The organism is Cupriavidus sp. 2TAF22 (genome assembly GCF_052115045.1).
Taxonomy (GTDB): Bacteria; Pseudomonadota; Gammaproteobacteria; order Burkholderiales; family Burkholderiaceae; genus Cupriavidus.
On sequence record NZ_JBFRFX010000083.1, the window covers coordinates 1 to 14009 of the forward strand.

Sequence of the window (14009 nt, forward strand, 5' to 3'; positions counted from 1 at the left end):
ACGTCACGTCGTCGAAGAACTTGCTCCAGGCCTTGCTCAGATTGGCAAAGGGCTGCGCATGCGAGTCACGATGCATGTCCTTCAGCCAGGGAAACTCGGCATATTTGAATGCGTTGAATTGCTTCTTGAGTGCAAGTGTATTCGGCTTCGAGCCCGCCTCATACTGTCGATTCCACTCGGCAAGGGCCCAATTCCAGACGAAGCGAGCCGTGCCACAAGCTCGGCGGAAATAGTCCTCCTGCTCCGCTGTCGGTTTGAGTTCAATCCGGTGTGCGATCAACATCCAACGCTTCCTGAAGCTTCTTCTTATAGTTTCTCAGGCGAAAGCCGCTCCTGATTCAATACCAGTATCTCGCAGCCGTTTGTTTTTGCATAGTGCTCAAACCACTCAAAGCCAAACCGAGTCGGCCTGTCGCGGTACGCAACTACCAGGACTTTTATCTCACGCTGGCCGATTTCGTTCATCAATGTCAAGAATCGCTTACGCTGAAAATTGAGTCCTCCTCAATCTCCTCCATGACTTCGACGTTTGCAAGCCCGCGCGCGACAACAAACTCCCCCATCCCCCGTCTCTGGTTGGCTAGATCCGGCTTCTGAGCGGCACTGGACCGACCCTCGCGCTCCCATCGCTGCAAGTCTTCACAGACACGTCGAGCAAGTCGACAGCCTTTCCAGTGCTATATGTGCGCTCCATGACGACGATTATACATATTCGCGCACTTATTTAAGTACTAGAGTCAGTCTGTCGATTGCGTTCGCGAATACAAGTGGGAGATTTGAGTACATCCTGAGAGAACCGCTGTGCGTTCGAGTCAAACATCGCTCTCGAAGCAAGCTCTGGCCTGATTGAAGATCTATTAGCAGAGGCTGTGGCCGGACAAGGGCGAAGCTGCTACGGGAAAGCCGCCTCATACCTGGTCCGAGGGAGCGACCACGCTGCTGCCGGTACGCGTGCCGGCACTTCCGCCACATGCTTGGCCAGGGCGCTTAGGTACACTTCGGATCAGGCGCATCCCAATAGAAAAGGCGATTGAGGGTCGTCAACGGGCAGCGGCGAGGTCGTCAAAGGTGCCGGTCGGAGCCCTCAGCCATTCACTTACCCGTCCGATCCGGCATAATGCCCGACGCACCATGGCGCTACGGGATTGAACTGGGTAATGCAAATGAAGCCGCACATGTCTCGCGAAGAGACCTCACAAAGCATGGACGGGGGCGACGACTGCCCCTTGCGCTGGTTCGACGCGGATCGGGGGGCATTCGAATCGCTCGAGCGATTGATCGCCGAACATCCGGCGGATTTCTTTGCGGGCGAGCGTTTTGATCCGGCTGGCGCGTGCGCCACACGCGAGGCGGAGTTCGCGTCGGTTGAGCTGCCCGAGACGCCGACATCGCCGCAAGCGCATGCCGATCATCTGCTCAACGACGTGTTTCGGCACGTGATGCCCGTGGCGTCACCAACGTTCGTCGGACACATGACGTCGTCGCTGCCGTCGTTCATGCCCTCGCTGGCCAAGGTGGTGGCAGCGCTGAACCAGAACGTCGTGAAGCTCGAGACGTCGGGCGCGCTGACAGGGCTCGAGCGCCAGGTCATCGGCATGCTGCACAAGCTGGTGTTTGCCCAGGACAGCGCGTTCTATGCGAGATGGCTGCACGATGCCGATCACGCGCTCGGCGCGATCTGTTCTGGCGGCACGGTCGCCAACCTCACCGCGCTATGGGCGAGCCGCAACAACTTGCTGGGCGCGCGTGATGGCTTCGCCGGCATCCATCGCGCCGGACTGATGGCTGCACTACGCCATTACGGCCATGACGGGCTTGCAATCGTCGTCTCGGAGCGCGGGCACTACTCGCTGCGAAAGGCCGCCGATGTCCTTGGCATCGGGCGCGACAATCTCGTGCCGGTCGGGGTCGATGCAGACGGTCGCATGCGCATCGACCTGCTGCGCGACACCATGCGTGACCTGCAGCAGCGCAACATCCGGCCGATGGCGATCGTCGGCATAGCGGGGACGACAGAGACGGGCGCGGTCGATCCGCTCGACGCGATTGCGGATGTTGCTCAGGAGGCCGGCTGCCATTTCCACGTGGATGCCGCATGGGGCGGCGCAACACTGCTGTCGGAGCGCGAGCGCTGGCGCTTCGCGGGCATCGAGCGTGCCGATTCCGTCGTCATCGATGCGCACAAACAGTTCTACGTGCCGATGGGTGCCGGCATGGTGCTGTTCCGGAGCCCGGCGTGGACGCAGGAAATCATCCAGCATGCGAACTACATCGTGCGCAAGGGCTCGGTGGACCTGGGGCGCCATACGCTCGAAGGATCGCGCGGCGCGGCGGCAGTCATGCTCTACGCGAACTTTCATCTGCTCGGTCGCAAGGGGTTGGCGCAGTTGATCGATCGTAGCATCGATAACGCCCGCTACTTTGCATCCCAGATTGCGCAGCAGCCGGATTTCGAGCTCGACAGCCACCCGCAGCTTTGCATCCTGACCTACCGCCATGTGCCCGAGACCGTGCGTGCCGCGCTGGCAACGGCTTCGGCCGACAGGCGCGAGAGGATCCTGGACGCGCTGGATGCGCTGACCATCAGCATTCAGGAAATGCAGCGCGATGCCGGCCGCTCGTTCGTATCGCGCACGCAGTTGATGTCGACACAGTGGGGAGGCCGCCCGATTGCCGTTTTCCGCGTGGTGCTGGCCAACCCGGATACGACGCATGCCATCCTGCAGGACATCCTCGACGAACAGCGCGCGCTGGCGGCGGCCAGCCCATGCATGGCGCCGCTGATGGCGCTGGTGGGCGCGCCGGACGCCGCGTGAGGCATTTGGAGCTGGCGGGCGCCATTCGTCGACGATGCGTCGCTGGTAACAGTCCTCCGAGTACCGTCATTGACTGACTCGTAGAGTCGGTGGGCTCTTCGGCAGTTAGGCGACTGCAGTGTCAATGGGCGACTGCAGTTCTGAAGCGACCGGCCAATGACCGGCCGTCAGGCGGTGCAACGCCTCTTCGGGTTGCACCGCAAGTATCGCAAAGGAACAGGATCATACTGACGAGAGAGTTGATCAGCACCGGCGCTTATCTGGACTCGTTCCAGGATCTGCCCGGCCAGCCCTCCTGGTCGCGTCGGCGCATCGAAGCCTCGATGCGTGAAGCGCTCGCGCAACGTTCGCATGGAGAACCCGTCTGACTGTTCGCCTATGGATCGTTGATCTGGAATCCACTGCTCAGGTTCGTAGAAAGGCAGTCTGCCTTCCTCCAGGGTTGGCATCGCAGTTTCTGTATTCGGCTGTTCGCCGGACGGGGCACCTACGAATGGCCAGGACGGATGCTCGCCTTGAAAGCGGGCGGTCAATCCGCCGGCATGGCCTTCCGGCTGGCCGAGAACGATCTATCGGAAGAGCTGGGACTCGTATGGATCCGCGAGACGGTTCATGGACTGTACCGCCCGAACTGGGGAACGATTCGCCTGGCTTCTGGCAAGGCCTACCGGCAAACCAGCGGTCGGGGTGCCACCGCCACGGGCGATTCTGATTCCCTCTAGCGTGACCGCTCAAAAGTACCGGGCTTCGCCCTCTTCCATGTGGTTGCCATCCGCCCTCATTGCGAGTTGGGAGGCTTTGGCCGCGTGGGTGGCGGCCTGCTCGAGCAGGGGCGCGTGCGCCTTTGGGACAACGAGCATCGTCAAACCCAGTCCTTCCAGCGCGCGTAGTGCGTGCTCCAGATTCACCCCTTTGCCGTTCTCCAGCTTGGATAGCATGCCGACGGAAACGCCGCAATGCCTGGCCGCCTGGTCAATTGGCATCCCCTCAGCAACCCGTGTCGCCCGAATGCGATCACCCAGTTGGTCGATGGTACGGATGGCAGCCCGCGATGGTGGCGCGGCATCGGCTAGCGGTCGTGGCATGGGAGGAGGTCCGGAGATTTGGGAGACTGGGAGATCCAGCACTGGGGCGGCTCTCCCGATTATTTCATCATCGTGAAAGTATATCAAATGCCGCGCCCTCGCCTGCGCCGCCGCCAGCTCAGCGCGTAATTTCCGCGAGCGTCTGCCCGGCAGACTGGCTGGCGGCATTGCAGGCGTGGCTGCCTGTAAAGCCGCGTCTGGCATAGCTCGTTCACGCTCCCACGTTACTTGGGCATCCCTTCATACATGCTGGTGACGTCATCCATCACCTGAAGAATACGCTCGCTGGTCGTGGCGATGTTTCTCAACTGTTCCGCGCGACTGACCCCGGTCTGATTGAGTGCCTCTTCAAAGAACAGCCACTGGGAGCCGGCAAGCTGCAGTTCGCGGCGGATTGCCTCAGTGTTTTGCGGCGCCGCGGTGAGGAGCCCCTGCGCGGCTGCGAATTCCCTGGTAGCCGTGTCCAGATCCTGCGCCATCTGGGGGGAAGTAATGCCCCAGGCGCGGAACATGCTGATCTTGGCGATTCTCTGCGAGAGCATCCGCTGGCGGCCGGCAACGTTGATCAGCTTACCCGTCATGGTGCCGGCATGTTTCTCGAGCAGGAGGGTTCCCTGTTGCGCAAGCTTCAGCACGTCCTCGCTCATTCCTGCGATTGCTTTCGCGCCATCGAGATTCGGATCGCCAGCGGACAGCAACTGCTTGTAGGGAATCCATGTCTGCTCGAGCCTGGCGTAGGTGTCCTTGATCTCCGGCGTGGGCGCGGACGCCTTCAGCTCCATGAGCTGCCTGTCAAAGAGCGCCACGGACTGTTCGAGGACCTTCTTCGAACGTTCGACTTCAACACCGAGGCCAGCCTGGCAGTATGCCTTGGCCATGCGCTGAGACAGCATGCGCTGGCGGCCCGCCTTGTTGATCGCCGCGTTGATCGTTAGCGTTTCGGCCGAAGCGGTCCCGGACAAGGCCAGCGCCAGGACGCTGCAGGCAATCAAGCAGAAGGAACAGAGGTAACGTTTCAAGGGCGTCTCCGCGTTAAACTTTGATTGGACCTTTGGACGCATCGATCGAGCCGACGACGTGTCGGATCAGCTGATCCATCTCCTTGATGATGTCTGCAAGCACCAGCGTGATCACCGCGAACTCCCTGCCGTACTCTCCCGCCCGTGCCGCCGAGATGCGCGCATTCATTGCGACGATGTTCGCCTGCATCGAAATCCCGCTGAGGCGCTCGACGAGGTCGGCGTGGCGTTTGCGCACAGCGACCTCGCAACGGTGCATCTCCTCCTGGTAGGCCTGAGTGACGGACTGCAGCAGTTCAAGCATTGGCGTGGCCTGCGCCACCAGCATGTCGAGGGATTGCGCTCGCCGGCTGGTGTCGGCCAGTGGTGCGTCTATCGCTGTTCTGACCTGGTCGATGAATTCACGGATACGCGCGTCAGCGCGCGGACTGCCAAAGTACAGTTGCTGCAAAGCGCCGGAGAATGCGCCGGGCAAACGCTCATTGCCCGTTACGAGATCCGAATGCGCCGACTCGAACATTGACAGGCACTTGCGTGCGATGTCGAGCGCGGCAGTGTCCCCCCGCGAAGCCAGCAATAGCTGGAGGACGATCCGTTGCGACAGCATGCGCTGCCTTCCGGAAAGGTTGATCAATCCGCCGATGGTTTCGGCGGACACTTCGGCCTCGGGTGACTGAGTAGAGAAAGCGTTCATGCCATGCCTTGCAGGTAGTGTCGACGCGGACGCGCACCGCGCTGACCGGCAAAGAAAAAGCGCCCCGAAGCGAGATGCCTACAAACCGGTTGTCCGGTTCGCGAGCATTTCGCTTCGGGGCGCCATTGCCCGGGATGCTCCTTTTCGGAGCGTGTCATCGCGACTTGCCAGATTGTTTCAAGGCCGCCGTTGGCCCGTGTATCGCTTACGCAATATCTATGCCACAGCTCCCGGAAGTTGCATCAGGCTGCGGGCGCAGGAAAATGGCACGGCGGGACCGACCCGCGCACCGATCCCGTGCCAGATGCCTCATCACGACGCGTGCGCTGGGGCACGGCGGCCAACCGGGACGCGCCTGTGGCTGGAGTGTGGGAGACTGGGCGGGCGATGCCTGCCCCGTCAAGCACGGAGCCTCAGTAATCGCACCTCTCTCTGGCCAGCGACTCCCTCGTGAAGCCGTGACTCACGCGCAACTGATGCTCGACCGCAATCACCTGGTCCTGGCACGCAAACAACAGGTCATCCTTGGCCTTTTGCGAAACGCCCTTGATGCGTTCAGCCTCATACGAAGTCTGCCGTGCACGACAACGGAGATACAAGAGCGTCGACTTGGGAGCGAGTTTAAGCTCCGCTTTGTCGAGAAGCTTACATTCGACATAGGACTGGGCTAGGCTGCCGTGGCTCGCCAGCAATGCCGAGGAAAGAAAAATTGAAGAAAAAATACGCAACATGAATGTGTAACGCCAGGGGTGCCGGTCAAATTGCAGCCCGCCATGGCAGGCTGCAAACGAATCTTGCGCGGACTGACACGGCACGTCCGTCCGTGCTTATTCTCCGACGCAATGGCATGCGGCCGTCGCATGCAAAAGACAAGCGCGCGAGGTGAAATTATGCACCGCTTTTTTGCACGAACATGAGCGCCACCCAACAGAGAAGCGGCCCTCCGCCGGGTACAATGTGCTCTTGCAAAGCGAACTCGCAGCAAGGGGGGAACGGAAGCAGGCGCTCGACCTGGATGCAGCGGATGATGTGAGTGGAGGTAAGGATGGCGACAACGCGCGCCGGAACCAAAGGGGAGGCCCTGCGGTTCCTGAATACAGCAGGAATATCGGTAATCGAATTGGACTACGAGTCGGCTTGGCAAGATGCCGTGGAGCTAGGGCGACTCGGCCAGAAAGCCGGCGTCCGTGTGGAGTACCGGGGGCATGAGAACATCGCCGTAAAATCACCGGCGGCACTCATTGCTGGACTGAGTCGAGCGAAGCTGTCCTTCCGGCAACGGAATCTATACTGCCAGTTTGAGCTGGGTGAATTGCCAGCAGGCGAACTCCAGCGGCTGGAGGCAAAGGCGGAAAAACTTGGCGACTACATCTTGGCTGGTCGGCTACTGAGGGACGTTGATGCCGTCTGGGCCGAATAACGCCGGCTAGTCGCAGCGCCACCGCTTTGCAGCCGTCAGACACGCTTTGCACGAGACCTGGATATACGTTTCCTCTTTTCGCACAGGAAAATGCTCACCACCGTCTCGCCGCAAGCGCATGCATAGCAAATCGCCAGCGTTCCGCATAAGACGTCCATCGCGAAAACCCTCTTCTAACAAGACGTGAACAATACTAGCTGGATACGCCCCTTCCTCATCTGATATGCCCTCCGGATGGCCAAGCTCGTCCTCGATAGCACCGGGCACCCACTTGAGGGGAATTGGGAGGCTAGCGTTGAACGCATGTGCTTGTGCTCGAAGGGTCCGCTCGCGCTCACACGAAGCGACCTGAGCCGCCTCTTCTCTCGCCACCTGAGCGGCACGTGCACGGTCTACCTCATCGGCACGTGCACACACGAACAATCCATTGGCATCGCGCCAGACTTCGACTACGGTTCCCGACACAAGTCCAACCGGTCCCGTTCGCACTCTTCCGCTTCCGGTACGGCAACCGTAGACCTCTAGCAGTTTCCCATCCAGGTTCACCTGGTTGCCTTCAACAGGAACGCGAACTCTGTGCCCCTCAATAAGCCATCGCGGGTGCACACCCGTGGAAACAAGATGCAGTTGGTAGATTTCCATAGCCACGACAGCCCCAGCAGCAACGCTGGGTTAAGTGCAACTCATGGTTGGAAAGTGTAGGCCAAACATCGAGAAAATTCTGCTGCGTGGGCTATCGCACAAAAATAAACCCGCGTCGCCGGGAAGCGAGACGCGGGTGGCAGCAAGGACTACTTCATCAGTCTACGTGAAATTAAAAATTTTCACGTCAGATATAAAGAACATTTTCGCGCCATTTCCTGGCATTGCGGCCCGCCTCCGATACTGGCTTGGTCACACGTTGAATCGACGTCACACAGCATCGAGATTAACCCTTAACCCTGCCGATATCATCGCTTTGGCCTACTGGACGGACACCAAATCGTCATGTGGATTGTGTCCAATGCGCGATCGGCTTCTGCGACGCACTCTCGGAATTCATCGCTGCTGCTGGCCACCCTGCTATCGGGTGTGCTTGCATTCATTTCCGCAACAAAAAGAGTCCTTTCGCGCGACAGCACCAAGCGAAACCAGGCACAACAAAATCAAAGGGTCAATATGCATCAAATTTTCGCTTCCCCCATGACGTCGGACCCGGTGACTTTGCAACCGACGAGCAGCGGGAAAAGGGGGCACTGGTCCGATTCTGTCAGCGTCCAAGTCCTGCGCCAGGATGCCGCAAGCCTGCGGGCAATGGCTCAGGCGCACATGACCAAGGCAGGTACAAGTGCCACCTCAAATCACCCTGCCGATTTGCTCCAGCAGGCCGCTATCCTCGACACGGCCGCTGACGTGCTGGCGCTGAGCAGCTGGACCTGATTCAGTTTGCTGCCACCCTACAACGCGCTCCTTTTCGGCCCACCGCCCTCCCTCGCTTCCGTGTCAGGTTTTTTCGCTGGGCAGAGACGTGCACGCGGCCACCACGAGGTCGCGAGAATCAGTTGCCTTTAATTCTCATTTCACCAATAAGCTTATGCGAGAACCAGCGGTGACTCCGCTACCAGCCTGAGCGGCCTCATGGCGTGCCCCCGTGGTAAACCCTAGACACCTTGGCTGCATGTGTTTCCCCGGCTATGATCACTAACTAAATGACTTTCCTGCAATCGACGGCAGGATGCTTACATTGGAATAGCAAGTCCAGATTGGATTTTCTATTTCTGCATGCAGCATGCATGCTCCTAACAATGAGGATGAGATGGCAACTGGTATCGTAAAGTGGTTTAACGCTGAAAAAGGCTTCGGGTTCATCACACCAGATGATGGCGGCAAGGACTTATTTGCTCATCACTCCGAAATCCAGGGTACTGGGTACAAGTCCTTAGACGATGGCTCCAAAGTCGAGTTCGAAGTCAAGGACAGCCCGAAAGGTCCGCAAGCCTCCCGGATTCGCAAGCTGTAAGCGCCATTGCACCTAGGCAGTCGAGATGGAAGAAAGGCCCTTCGCATTGACGAGGGGCTTTTTTGTTTCCGGCGACACTCGCCCGCTTCATCGGCATTCACACGGGTCGGCAGCCAACTGCTACCAATACGCCAACGCGGCCCCGCAAATAGTCTCTGAACAACGTCAGCAGGCCCCACCCTCGACCGTCAAAGTCCGCACAAAACCCAATACTCAGGACTGGCGTTATTAATCACAATGAGTGTCTGGAGCAAACTGACCGCGACCCCTGCTCCACGCTGGCCAGTAATCATGCATTGAAGCCAGCGGCGGAGCGGCAGAAAAAACCGGCGCGTGGCCGGCCTTTTCTCAAATTCGAGATTATTTGCCGGCGTCGGCCTGGCACTTCTTCATGAAGGACGTCTTTGCAGCACCGGCGAGTTGCTTACCGTCCTTCCCAACGGCCTTGGCTTCGCAGGCGGCTGATGCGTCGCCTTTGTTGCCACTTTCGCACTTCTTGATAGAGGAAGCTTTCGCGGCCCCAGCTAGCGGCTTGCCATTTTTGTCGACCGCCTTCGCTTCGCAGCTCGAGGAAGCTGCCGGAGCGGCGGCTGGCGCTGCAGGCTTGGCGGCTGCCCCAGGCGCGGCAGTTTGAGCGTAGGCAAAGCCTACCGAAAAGAGCGCTGCAATGGCCACCGCACAGAATCTGTTCATCATGGTACCTCTCCTCAGATTTTATGAGTCAACTTGCCTCGCCCTTATAAACGCTTGGGCCGCGCCATCGTTGACGTCACTCGACCCTGATTTGAATGCATTGCCCACTAGAGGACAGTGTCGCCGGGTCCCAGGATTTCGTATCTAATTCTGTCCGCAGGGACCCGGGCTTGCCTCGACATCTCGCTGCTGTCTGCCGCCTGGCGCAGACCGCTCGACCTATGTGCCGTATGAGAAACTTAGAAGACGACAGACCACGACTGCAAGGTCATCTGTAGTCGACTGGTGGGGCATCGCCGGCTTACCGCTCCCTTCGCGTTTCATCAGTGAAACCGGCGAGCCTCTTGGAAACCGCACAGGAGGTAAGGCACGCTGCCGGCGAGCACGGCGTCGGGATCCGCGCCCATGGCTCGTTGCGCGCGGCAGGCGGGCTTCGAACTCGTTGTCTGCGATCGGAACCAGGCCGTGCTCGCCACCTCGGTAGCCGATTGCGCCTGCGCGGATGCAATCATCGTTCTGCTTGCCAACGACGCCCAGATTCTCGATGCAACGCTCGGCGCATGGGCCCGATCCGAGGCCGCATTCGCTTCGCTTCACAACCAGCACCGCGCAGCATTTCGTCTGTGCGCCGGCGAACAGTGGTGAAGTTTGCGAGGGACCTATCCTCAGGACAAGGATCCTTTCGACCAGCCTTGGTTCAACAGAAGAAAAAGAGATGCCGAGCCCGCGTATCGCAATTCGCCTTCTGCCGGCTTTCTTGATGCTGGTGGCGTCTCACGCCTTCGCGCTCGCGTTCGAGTGTCGCATTCTCAATGAATCGAACCGGCCGTTTGTCCGGATCGTCTTGGGTACGACTGAGAGCCAAGCAAACAGTTCTTTCATTAGCGCCTATGGCAACCAGGTGAGGCGGATGTACGGGCCTGGTGTGCGCTTCCTGTGTTCGTACCCACCTTCGAAGGAGGCGCTGGCCAGCGTGCCGGGGACAAACACACCCTACAAAGCATGCCCAAGTGGTAAGACCTGGGCCAAGACCCGGGGGGATGCTCTTGAGGTGCTTCAGCACGAGTGCGGTCCGCCGTTACCTCTCGATCATCAGATGTTCTTTGCGAGTTTTTGGGCGCAGGCTCGCGAGAAATGTCGCTTTGCAATGGCAAACGAGCACGTTGTTGTCGCACTCCAGGCGCCGACCATGGCAACTAACCTGACCCTCGAGTATGTGCCGCTTTGGAAGGAAGCTGAGGCCGTGATAAACGCGGAAGGCTGCTCGCCGGCCACTCGCGGCCTCGCAGAAGCTTTTGCGCGATATCTCACGCGCACAGGCGATCCAAACGGAGAGCGCCCGTTTGTCGCGACTTGCCTTCAGCGAGAAGGGATGAACGCGGCAAAATGCCGATGTTACGGTGACGCTGTTCGACTGATCGATCCGAAGGTCTTCGAGCATGTCTACGACGGGCGTTCCTACGGAGATGTGGTCCGCCAGATAGGCCCCCTATGGGAGGGACAACTCACGATGTTTTGCCTGGGCGTCAGGCCGAACTGACCGCCGCGCCATGGCTACCCCAGCGATGCTCGTGGTACGTCAAGTTCCTCTTGCCTTTTGATGACGCGAACATATTAGCCATCATCACGGTCGCATAAACCGCTCCCTGCCAATACAAGGCCGATTCCTTGTCGTCGACGTCTTTGGCCTTCTTGACGCCGTCTTGAAAGCGCTCGTACTCACCATGGAGATCGGCGCGCAGAGCGCGGTTGTTGATGTGGCCGTTCATCGCGCTGTCCGGCTGCGTTAGGCAACCTGTTCGGGCTTTTTTGACCCCGCTGTCCCCGGGGAGGGACAATCGTTCAAACGGCAGAGATCGGCCATGTGCAAAGGCATCTGGCTGCACACGCCAAATGACCGCCGATCGGTAACGAACGGCCCTTCGCCGCGACCTCCTCCCTTTATACAGCCGACGTGCCACCAGCCAGATGCGCGCGGCACGCTTGTTAGCGAACCACTCCCCCGGTCGGAAATTAGTAAGAAAGCACCACGAATAGGCGCAACCGAACAGAAAACGAGGTTTCGACAATGGGAATTCGGCTAGGATCGCAGGTGCGGGGTCATCGAGATGGCCAGCCGTTGTCCGGGTCAACGAAACAGGGGAACGTGATGCAAATGGTCGACCGTCCTGCTGTGCTCTTCGTACTGTTGTTGATTGTATTCACTGGGGTGGCGTCCTTTGCAACGCTCGTGCTCCGGCGTTTTCGGCCATTAACCGATGAGGAGCGCGATGACTTCAGCATCGTGCAGACCGCGACCTTGACGCTTTTCGCATTGTTGATTGGTTTTACTTTGTCGATGGCAGTCGGCCGGTACGATCAGCGCAAGAACCTGGAAGAAGAGGAAGCGAATGCCATCGGCACCGAATACCTCCGCGCCGATCTCCTCGATAACGCCCGAGCCACGGAGGTCAAAGGATTGCTTCGCGAATATGTCGCGCTAAGAATTAGCTTCTATCGATCAAGAGACACGGCAATGCTGGCGCAAATAGATATCCGCACCGCCGAACTTGAAGGTCGAATGTGGAATGGCGTTAGGGATGCGGCGCGGGCAATGCCGGATCCCGTTACCGCACTTGCGGTGGCGGGCATGAACGACGTCATCAATTCACACGGGTACACGACTGCGGCCTGGCGGAACAGGGTGCCGACCGGCGCCTGGTCGTTGATGATTGCGATTGCCCTCTTCAGCATCCTGCTCCAGGGCTACGGCGTGCGCGGCAAAGGCGCCAAGGTCGCGCTCCTGCTTGTCCTCCCCCTGACGGCCTCGCTCTCGCTGTCCCTCATCGCAGACGTCGACAGTCCGCGCTGGGGCATTATCCGCGTTCACCCGCAGAACATGCTGGATCTGGAGCGATCGATCGCTCAATAAACGTTAGCAGACCGATGGACATCACACCATGTATTAGGCAGCCTGGCAGGCCAGGCTCAACCAGAAGGGTGGGGTGCGCACGAAAATAGCATCGCAAATGGGGGAGCGCAACGCGCGTTTATGCATAGCGAGCGATGCACCGCTCCTCTGGGAGAATCGTCGGGCTCAACTGTGTCGGAGGCACGCCATGCGCAAACTCATAATGGGCATTGTCGAATTTCGCGAGAAGATGCTACCGCAATATGCAGAACGGTTCAGTAAGCTCGCGCTAGCGCAGAAACCTGATGCATTCTTCATCACGTGCTCGGATAGCCGGGTTGTGCCGGACCTGCTCGCATCTACTCATCCCGGCGATCTTTTTACGATGCGCAACGTCGGCAATTTGATACCGCCGGCGACTGCGGAGGGGGTCTCGACCGGCGACCTCTCCGAGGCAAGCGCGATTGAGTACGCGGTGTTGGTGCTGAAAGTCGCGAATATTGTCGTGTGCGGGCATTCCGAATGCGGCGCCATGAAAGCTGTCTATGCACGCAACCCGAAGCTGAAAGCACCGAATCTCGATAAATGGCTTTACCACGCCAACAACGCAGCGTTTCGCCTCGAACACGAAGGCCCGCTCAATGACGGGCTGAAGCCGCACGACCAATTGTCGCAACTCAATGTCCTTGTGCAGCTCGAGCATCTAATGACCTACCCGATCGTCCGCCACCAAGTCACGGCCGGGGCTCTGGTATTGAGCGGCTGGTGGTTCGACATAGCCACCGGCGATATGTATGCCTATGAGCGGGCGAGCCGTTCGTTCGAAGTCATTGACCGGGCGCTGGCTGAGCGGCTTGCTTCGCGCCTCGCCTCGCGCGCGCGGTGAAAGTGGGGCTCGCAGTCAGGCGAACTCGAGTTGCCTCGCTATGGCACGCGCACGGCCACTATGTGGCTCAGCAAGCTGCGCCAGCGGGCGCTCAGCCGCAGCGTGAGGTTCAACGATAGCCGGCACAGCGAAAATGGGTCAATGCCCGGGGGCCTGGTCCAGACGGCCTGACGCGCGACGTCCCGCTCGCCGATGTAGGGGCCCATGCGTGTCGCGTGATCGCAAACACTTGGCGCTGATGTGTTGGTTTACGCCCGCCAGATCCAGGACGACGCGCGCAGGGCCTTGACGTCATTCTCTACGCTCGGGGAAAACCTATTCCAAGCCCCGCCTGGGTTTGCGGGCGATTTTCGCGTCCCTATGCCGCCTTGGCACACTCCATGCGTTTGTACCTCCCGAGCGCAGAAACACTGCTCAAACCAACCGAACCCAAAGTTCAATCGCTCCCAAGGAGAACTGCCATGACTACCACCCTCGCCATCAAGGACCTGTCCGTCACCGAAGAAC

Annotated in this window: 16 protein-coding genes; 9 read left to right on the forward strand and 7 right to left on the reverse strand. The window is 59.4% G+C overall.

Features of this window, described 5'->3' with window-relative positions; all coding sequences use genetic code 11:
• Positions 1–283, reverse strand: a 283-nt coding sequence (locus AB4Z48_RS39570) for a helix-turn-helix domain-containing protein (RefSeq protein ID WP_441624216.1), incomplete at its 3' end; no start/stop codon positions are given.
• Positions 284–1163: 880 nt separating this feature from the next.
• Between AB4Z48_RS39570 and panP the strand changes: the two genes are divergently transcribed.
• Both panP and AB4Z48_RS39580 read left to right on the forward strand, forming a co-directional pair.
• Positions 1164–2816 carry a pyridoxal-dependent aspartate 1-decarboxylase PanP gene (gene panP / locus AB4Z48_RS39575; protein WP_441624217.1) on the forward strand — a complete coding sequence of 551 codons (1653 nt, stop codon included), beginning with the start codon at positions 1164–1166 and terminating at the stop codon, positions 2814–2816.
• Positions 2817–3184: 368 nt separating this feature from the next.
• Positions 3185–3538, forward strand: a complete 354-nt coding sequence (locus tag AB4Z48_RS39580) for a gamma-glutamylcyclotransferase (RefSeq protein WP_441624243.1) — start codon at positions 3185–3187, stop codon at positions 3536–3538.
• A 9-nt stretch (positions 3539–3547) separates the two neighbouring features.
• Here AB4Z48_RS39580 and AB4Z48_RS39585 read toward each other — a convergent pair whose 3' ends face one another.
• The 4 genes from AB4Z48_RS39585 to AB4Z48_RS39600 form a co-directional block, all read right to left on the reverse strand.
• The gene (locus AB4Z48_RS39585) at positions 3548–3901 is read right to left on the reverse strand and encodes a helix-turn-helix domain-containing protein (RefSeq protein ID WP_441624219.1); all 354 of its coding nucleotides are present in this window, start codon (positions 3899–3901) and stop codon (positions 3548–3550) included.
• Between the two features lie 224 nt (positions 3902–4125).
• Positions 4126–4920 carry a type IV pili methyl-accepting chemotaxis transducer N-terminal domain-containing protein gene (locus AB4Z48_RS39590; RefSeq protein ID WP_441624221.1) on the reverse strand — a complete coding sequence of 265 codons (795 nt, stop codon included), beginning with the start codon at positions 4918–4920 and terminating at the stop codon, positions 4126–4128.
• Positions 4921–4933: 13 nt separating this feature from the next.
• Complete coding sequence (locus AB4Z48_RS39595; protein WP_441624223.1) at positions 4934–5614, reverse strand: methyl-accepting chemotaxis protein; 681 nt, start codon at positions 5612–5614, stop codon at positions 4934–4936.
• A gap of 413 nt (positions 5615–6027) precedes the next feature.
• Entirely contained in the window at positions 6028–6345 is a 318-nt protein-coding gene (locus AB4Z48_RS39600) for a hypothetical protein (protein WP_441624225.1), read from the reverse strand.
• 314 nt (positions 6346–6659) lie between these two features.
• Between AB4Z48_RS39600 and AB4Z48_RS39605 the strand changes: the two genes are divergently transcribed.
• From AB4Z48_RS39605 to AB4Z48_RS39615, 3 genes are all read left to right on the forward strand, one after another.
• Complete coding sequence (locus tag AB4Z48_RS39605; protein ID WP_441624227.1) at positions 6660–7034, forward strand: PHA-granule associated protein 4; 375 nt, start codon at positions 6660–6662, stop codon at positions 7032–7034.
• Positions 7035–8021: 987 nt separating this feature from the next.
• Positions 8022–8453 (forward strand): hypothetical protein, encoded by a 432-nt coding sequence (locus tag AB4Z48_RS39610; RefSeq protein WP_441624229.1) that lies wholly within the window; start codon positions 8022–8024, stop codon positions 8451–8453.
• Positions 8454–8829: 376 nt separating this feature from the next.
• Positions 8830–9033, forward strand: a complete 204-nt coding sequence (locus tag AB4Z48_RS39615; protein WP_441624231.1) for a cold-shock protein — start codon at positions 8830–8832, stop codon at positions 9031–9033.
• 360 nt (positions 9034–9393) lie between these two features.
• Here the strand turns inward: AB4Z48_RS39615 and AB4Z48_RS39620 are convergent, their stop codons facing one another.
• Positions 9394–9726, reverse strand: a complete 333-nt coding sequence (locus AB4Z48_RS39620) for a hypothetical protein (protein WP_441624245.1) — start codon at positions 9724–9726, stop codon at positions 9394–9396.
• 465 nt (positions 9727–10191) lie between these two features.
• Between AB4Z48_RS39620 and AB4Z48_RS39625 the strand changes: the two genes are divergently transcribed.
• Positions 10192–10371 carry a hypothetical protein gene (locus AB4Z48_RS39625; protein ID WP_441624233.1) on the forward strand — a complete coding sequence of 60 codons (180 nt, stop codon included), beginning with the start codon at positions 10192–10194 and terminating at the stop codon, positions 10369–10371.
• Between the two features lie 70 nt (positions 10372–10441).
• The gene (locus tag AB4Z48_RS39630) at positions 10442–11266 is read left to right on the forward strand and encodes a hypothetical protein (RefSeq protein WP_441624235.1); all 825 of its coding nucleotides are present in this window, start codon (positions 10442–10444) and stop codon (positions 11264–11266) included.
• Here the strand turns inward: AB4Z48_RS39630 and AB4Z48_RS39635 are convergent.
• The gene (locus tag AB4Z48_RS39635; RefSeq protein WP_441624237.1) at positions 11253–11495 is read right to left on the reverse strand and encodes a hypothetical protein; all 243 of its coding nucleotides are present in this window, start codon (positions 11493–11495) and stop codon (positions 11253–11255) included. The two genes, AB4Z48_RS39630 and AB4Z48_RS39635, sit on opposite strands and share 14 nt — an antisense overlap.
• A 380-nt stretch (positions 11496–11875) precedes the next feature.
• Between AB4Z48_RS39635 and AB4Z48_RS39640 the strand changes: the two genes are divergently transcribed.
• Together AB4Z48_RS39640 and AB4Z48_RS39645 are read left to right on the forward strand one after the other, a co-directional pair.
• Positions 11876–12637 (forward strand): bestrophin-like domain, encoded by a 762-nt coding sequence (locus tag AB4Z48_RS39640; RefSeq protein ID WP_441624239.1) that lies wholly within the window; start codon positions 11876–11878, stop codon positions 12635–12637.
• 187 nt (positions 12638–12824) lie between these two features.
• The gene (locus AB4Z48_RS39645; RefSeq protein ID WP_441624241.1) at positions 12825–13502 is read left to right on the forward strand and encodes a carbonic anhydrase; all 678 of its coding nucleotides are present in this window, start codon (positions 12825–12827) and stop codon (positions 13500–13502) included.
• Positions 13503–14009: the final 507 nt, after the last annotated feature.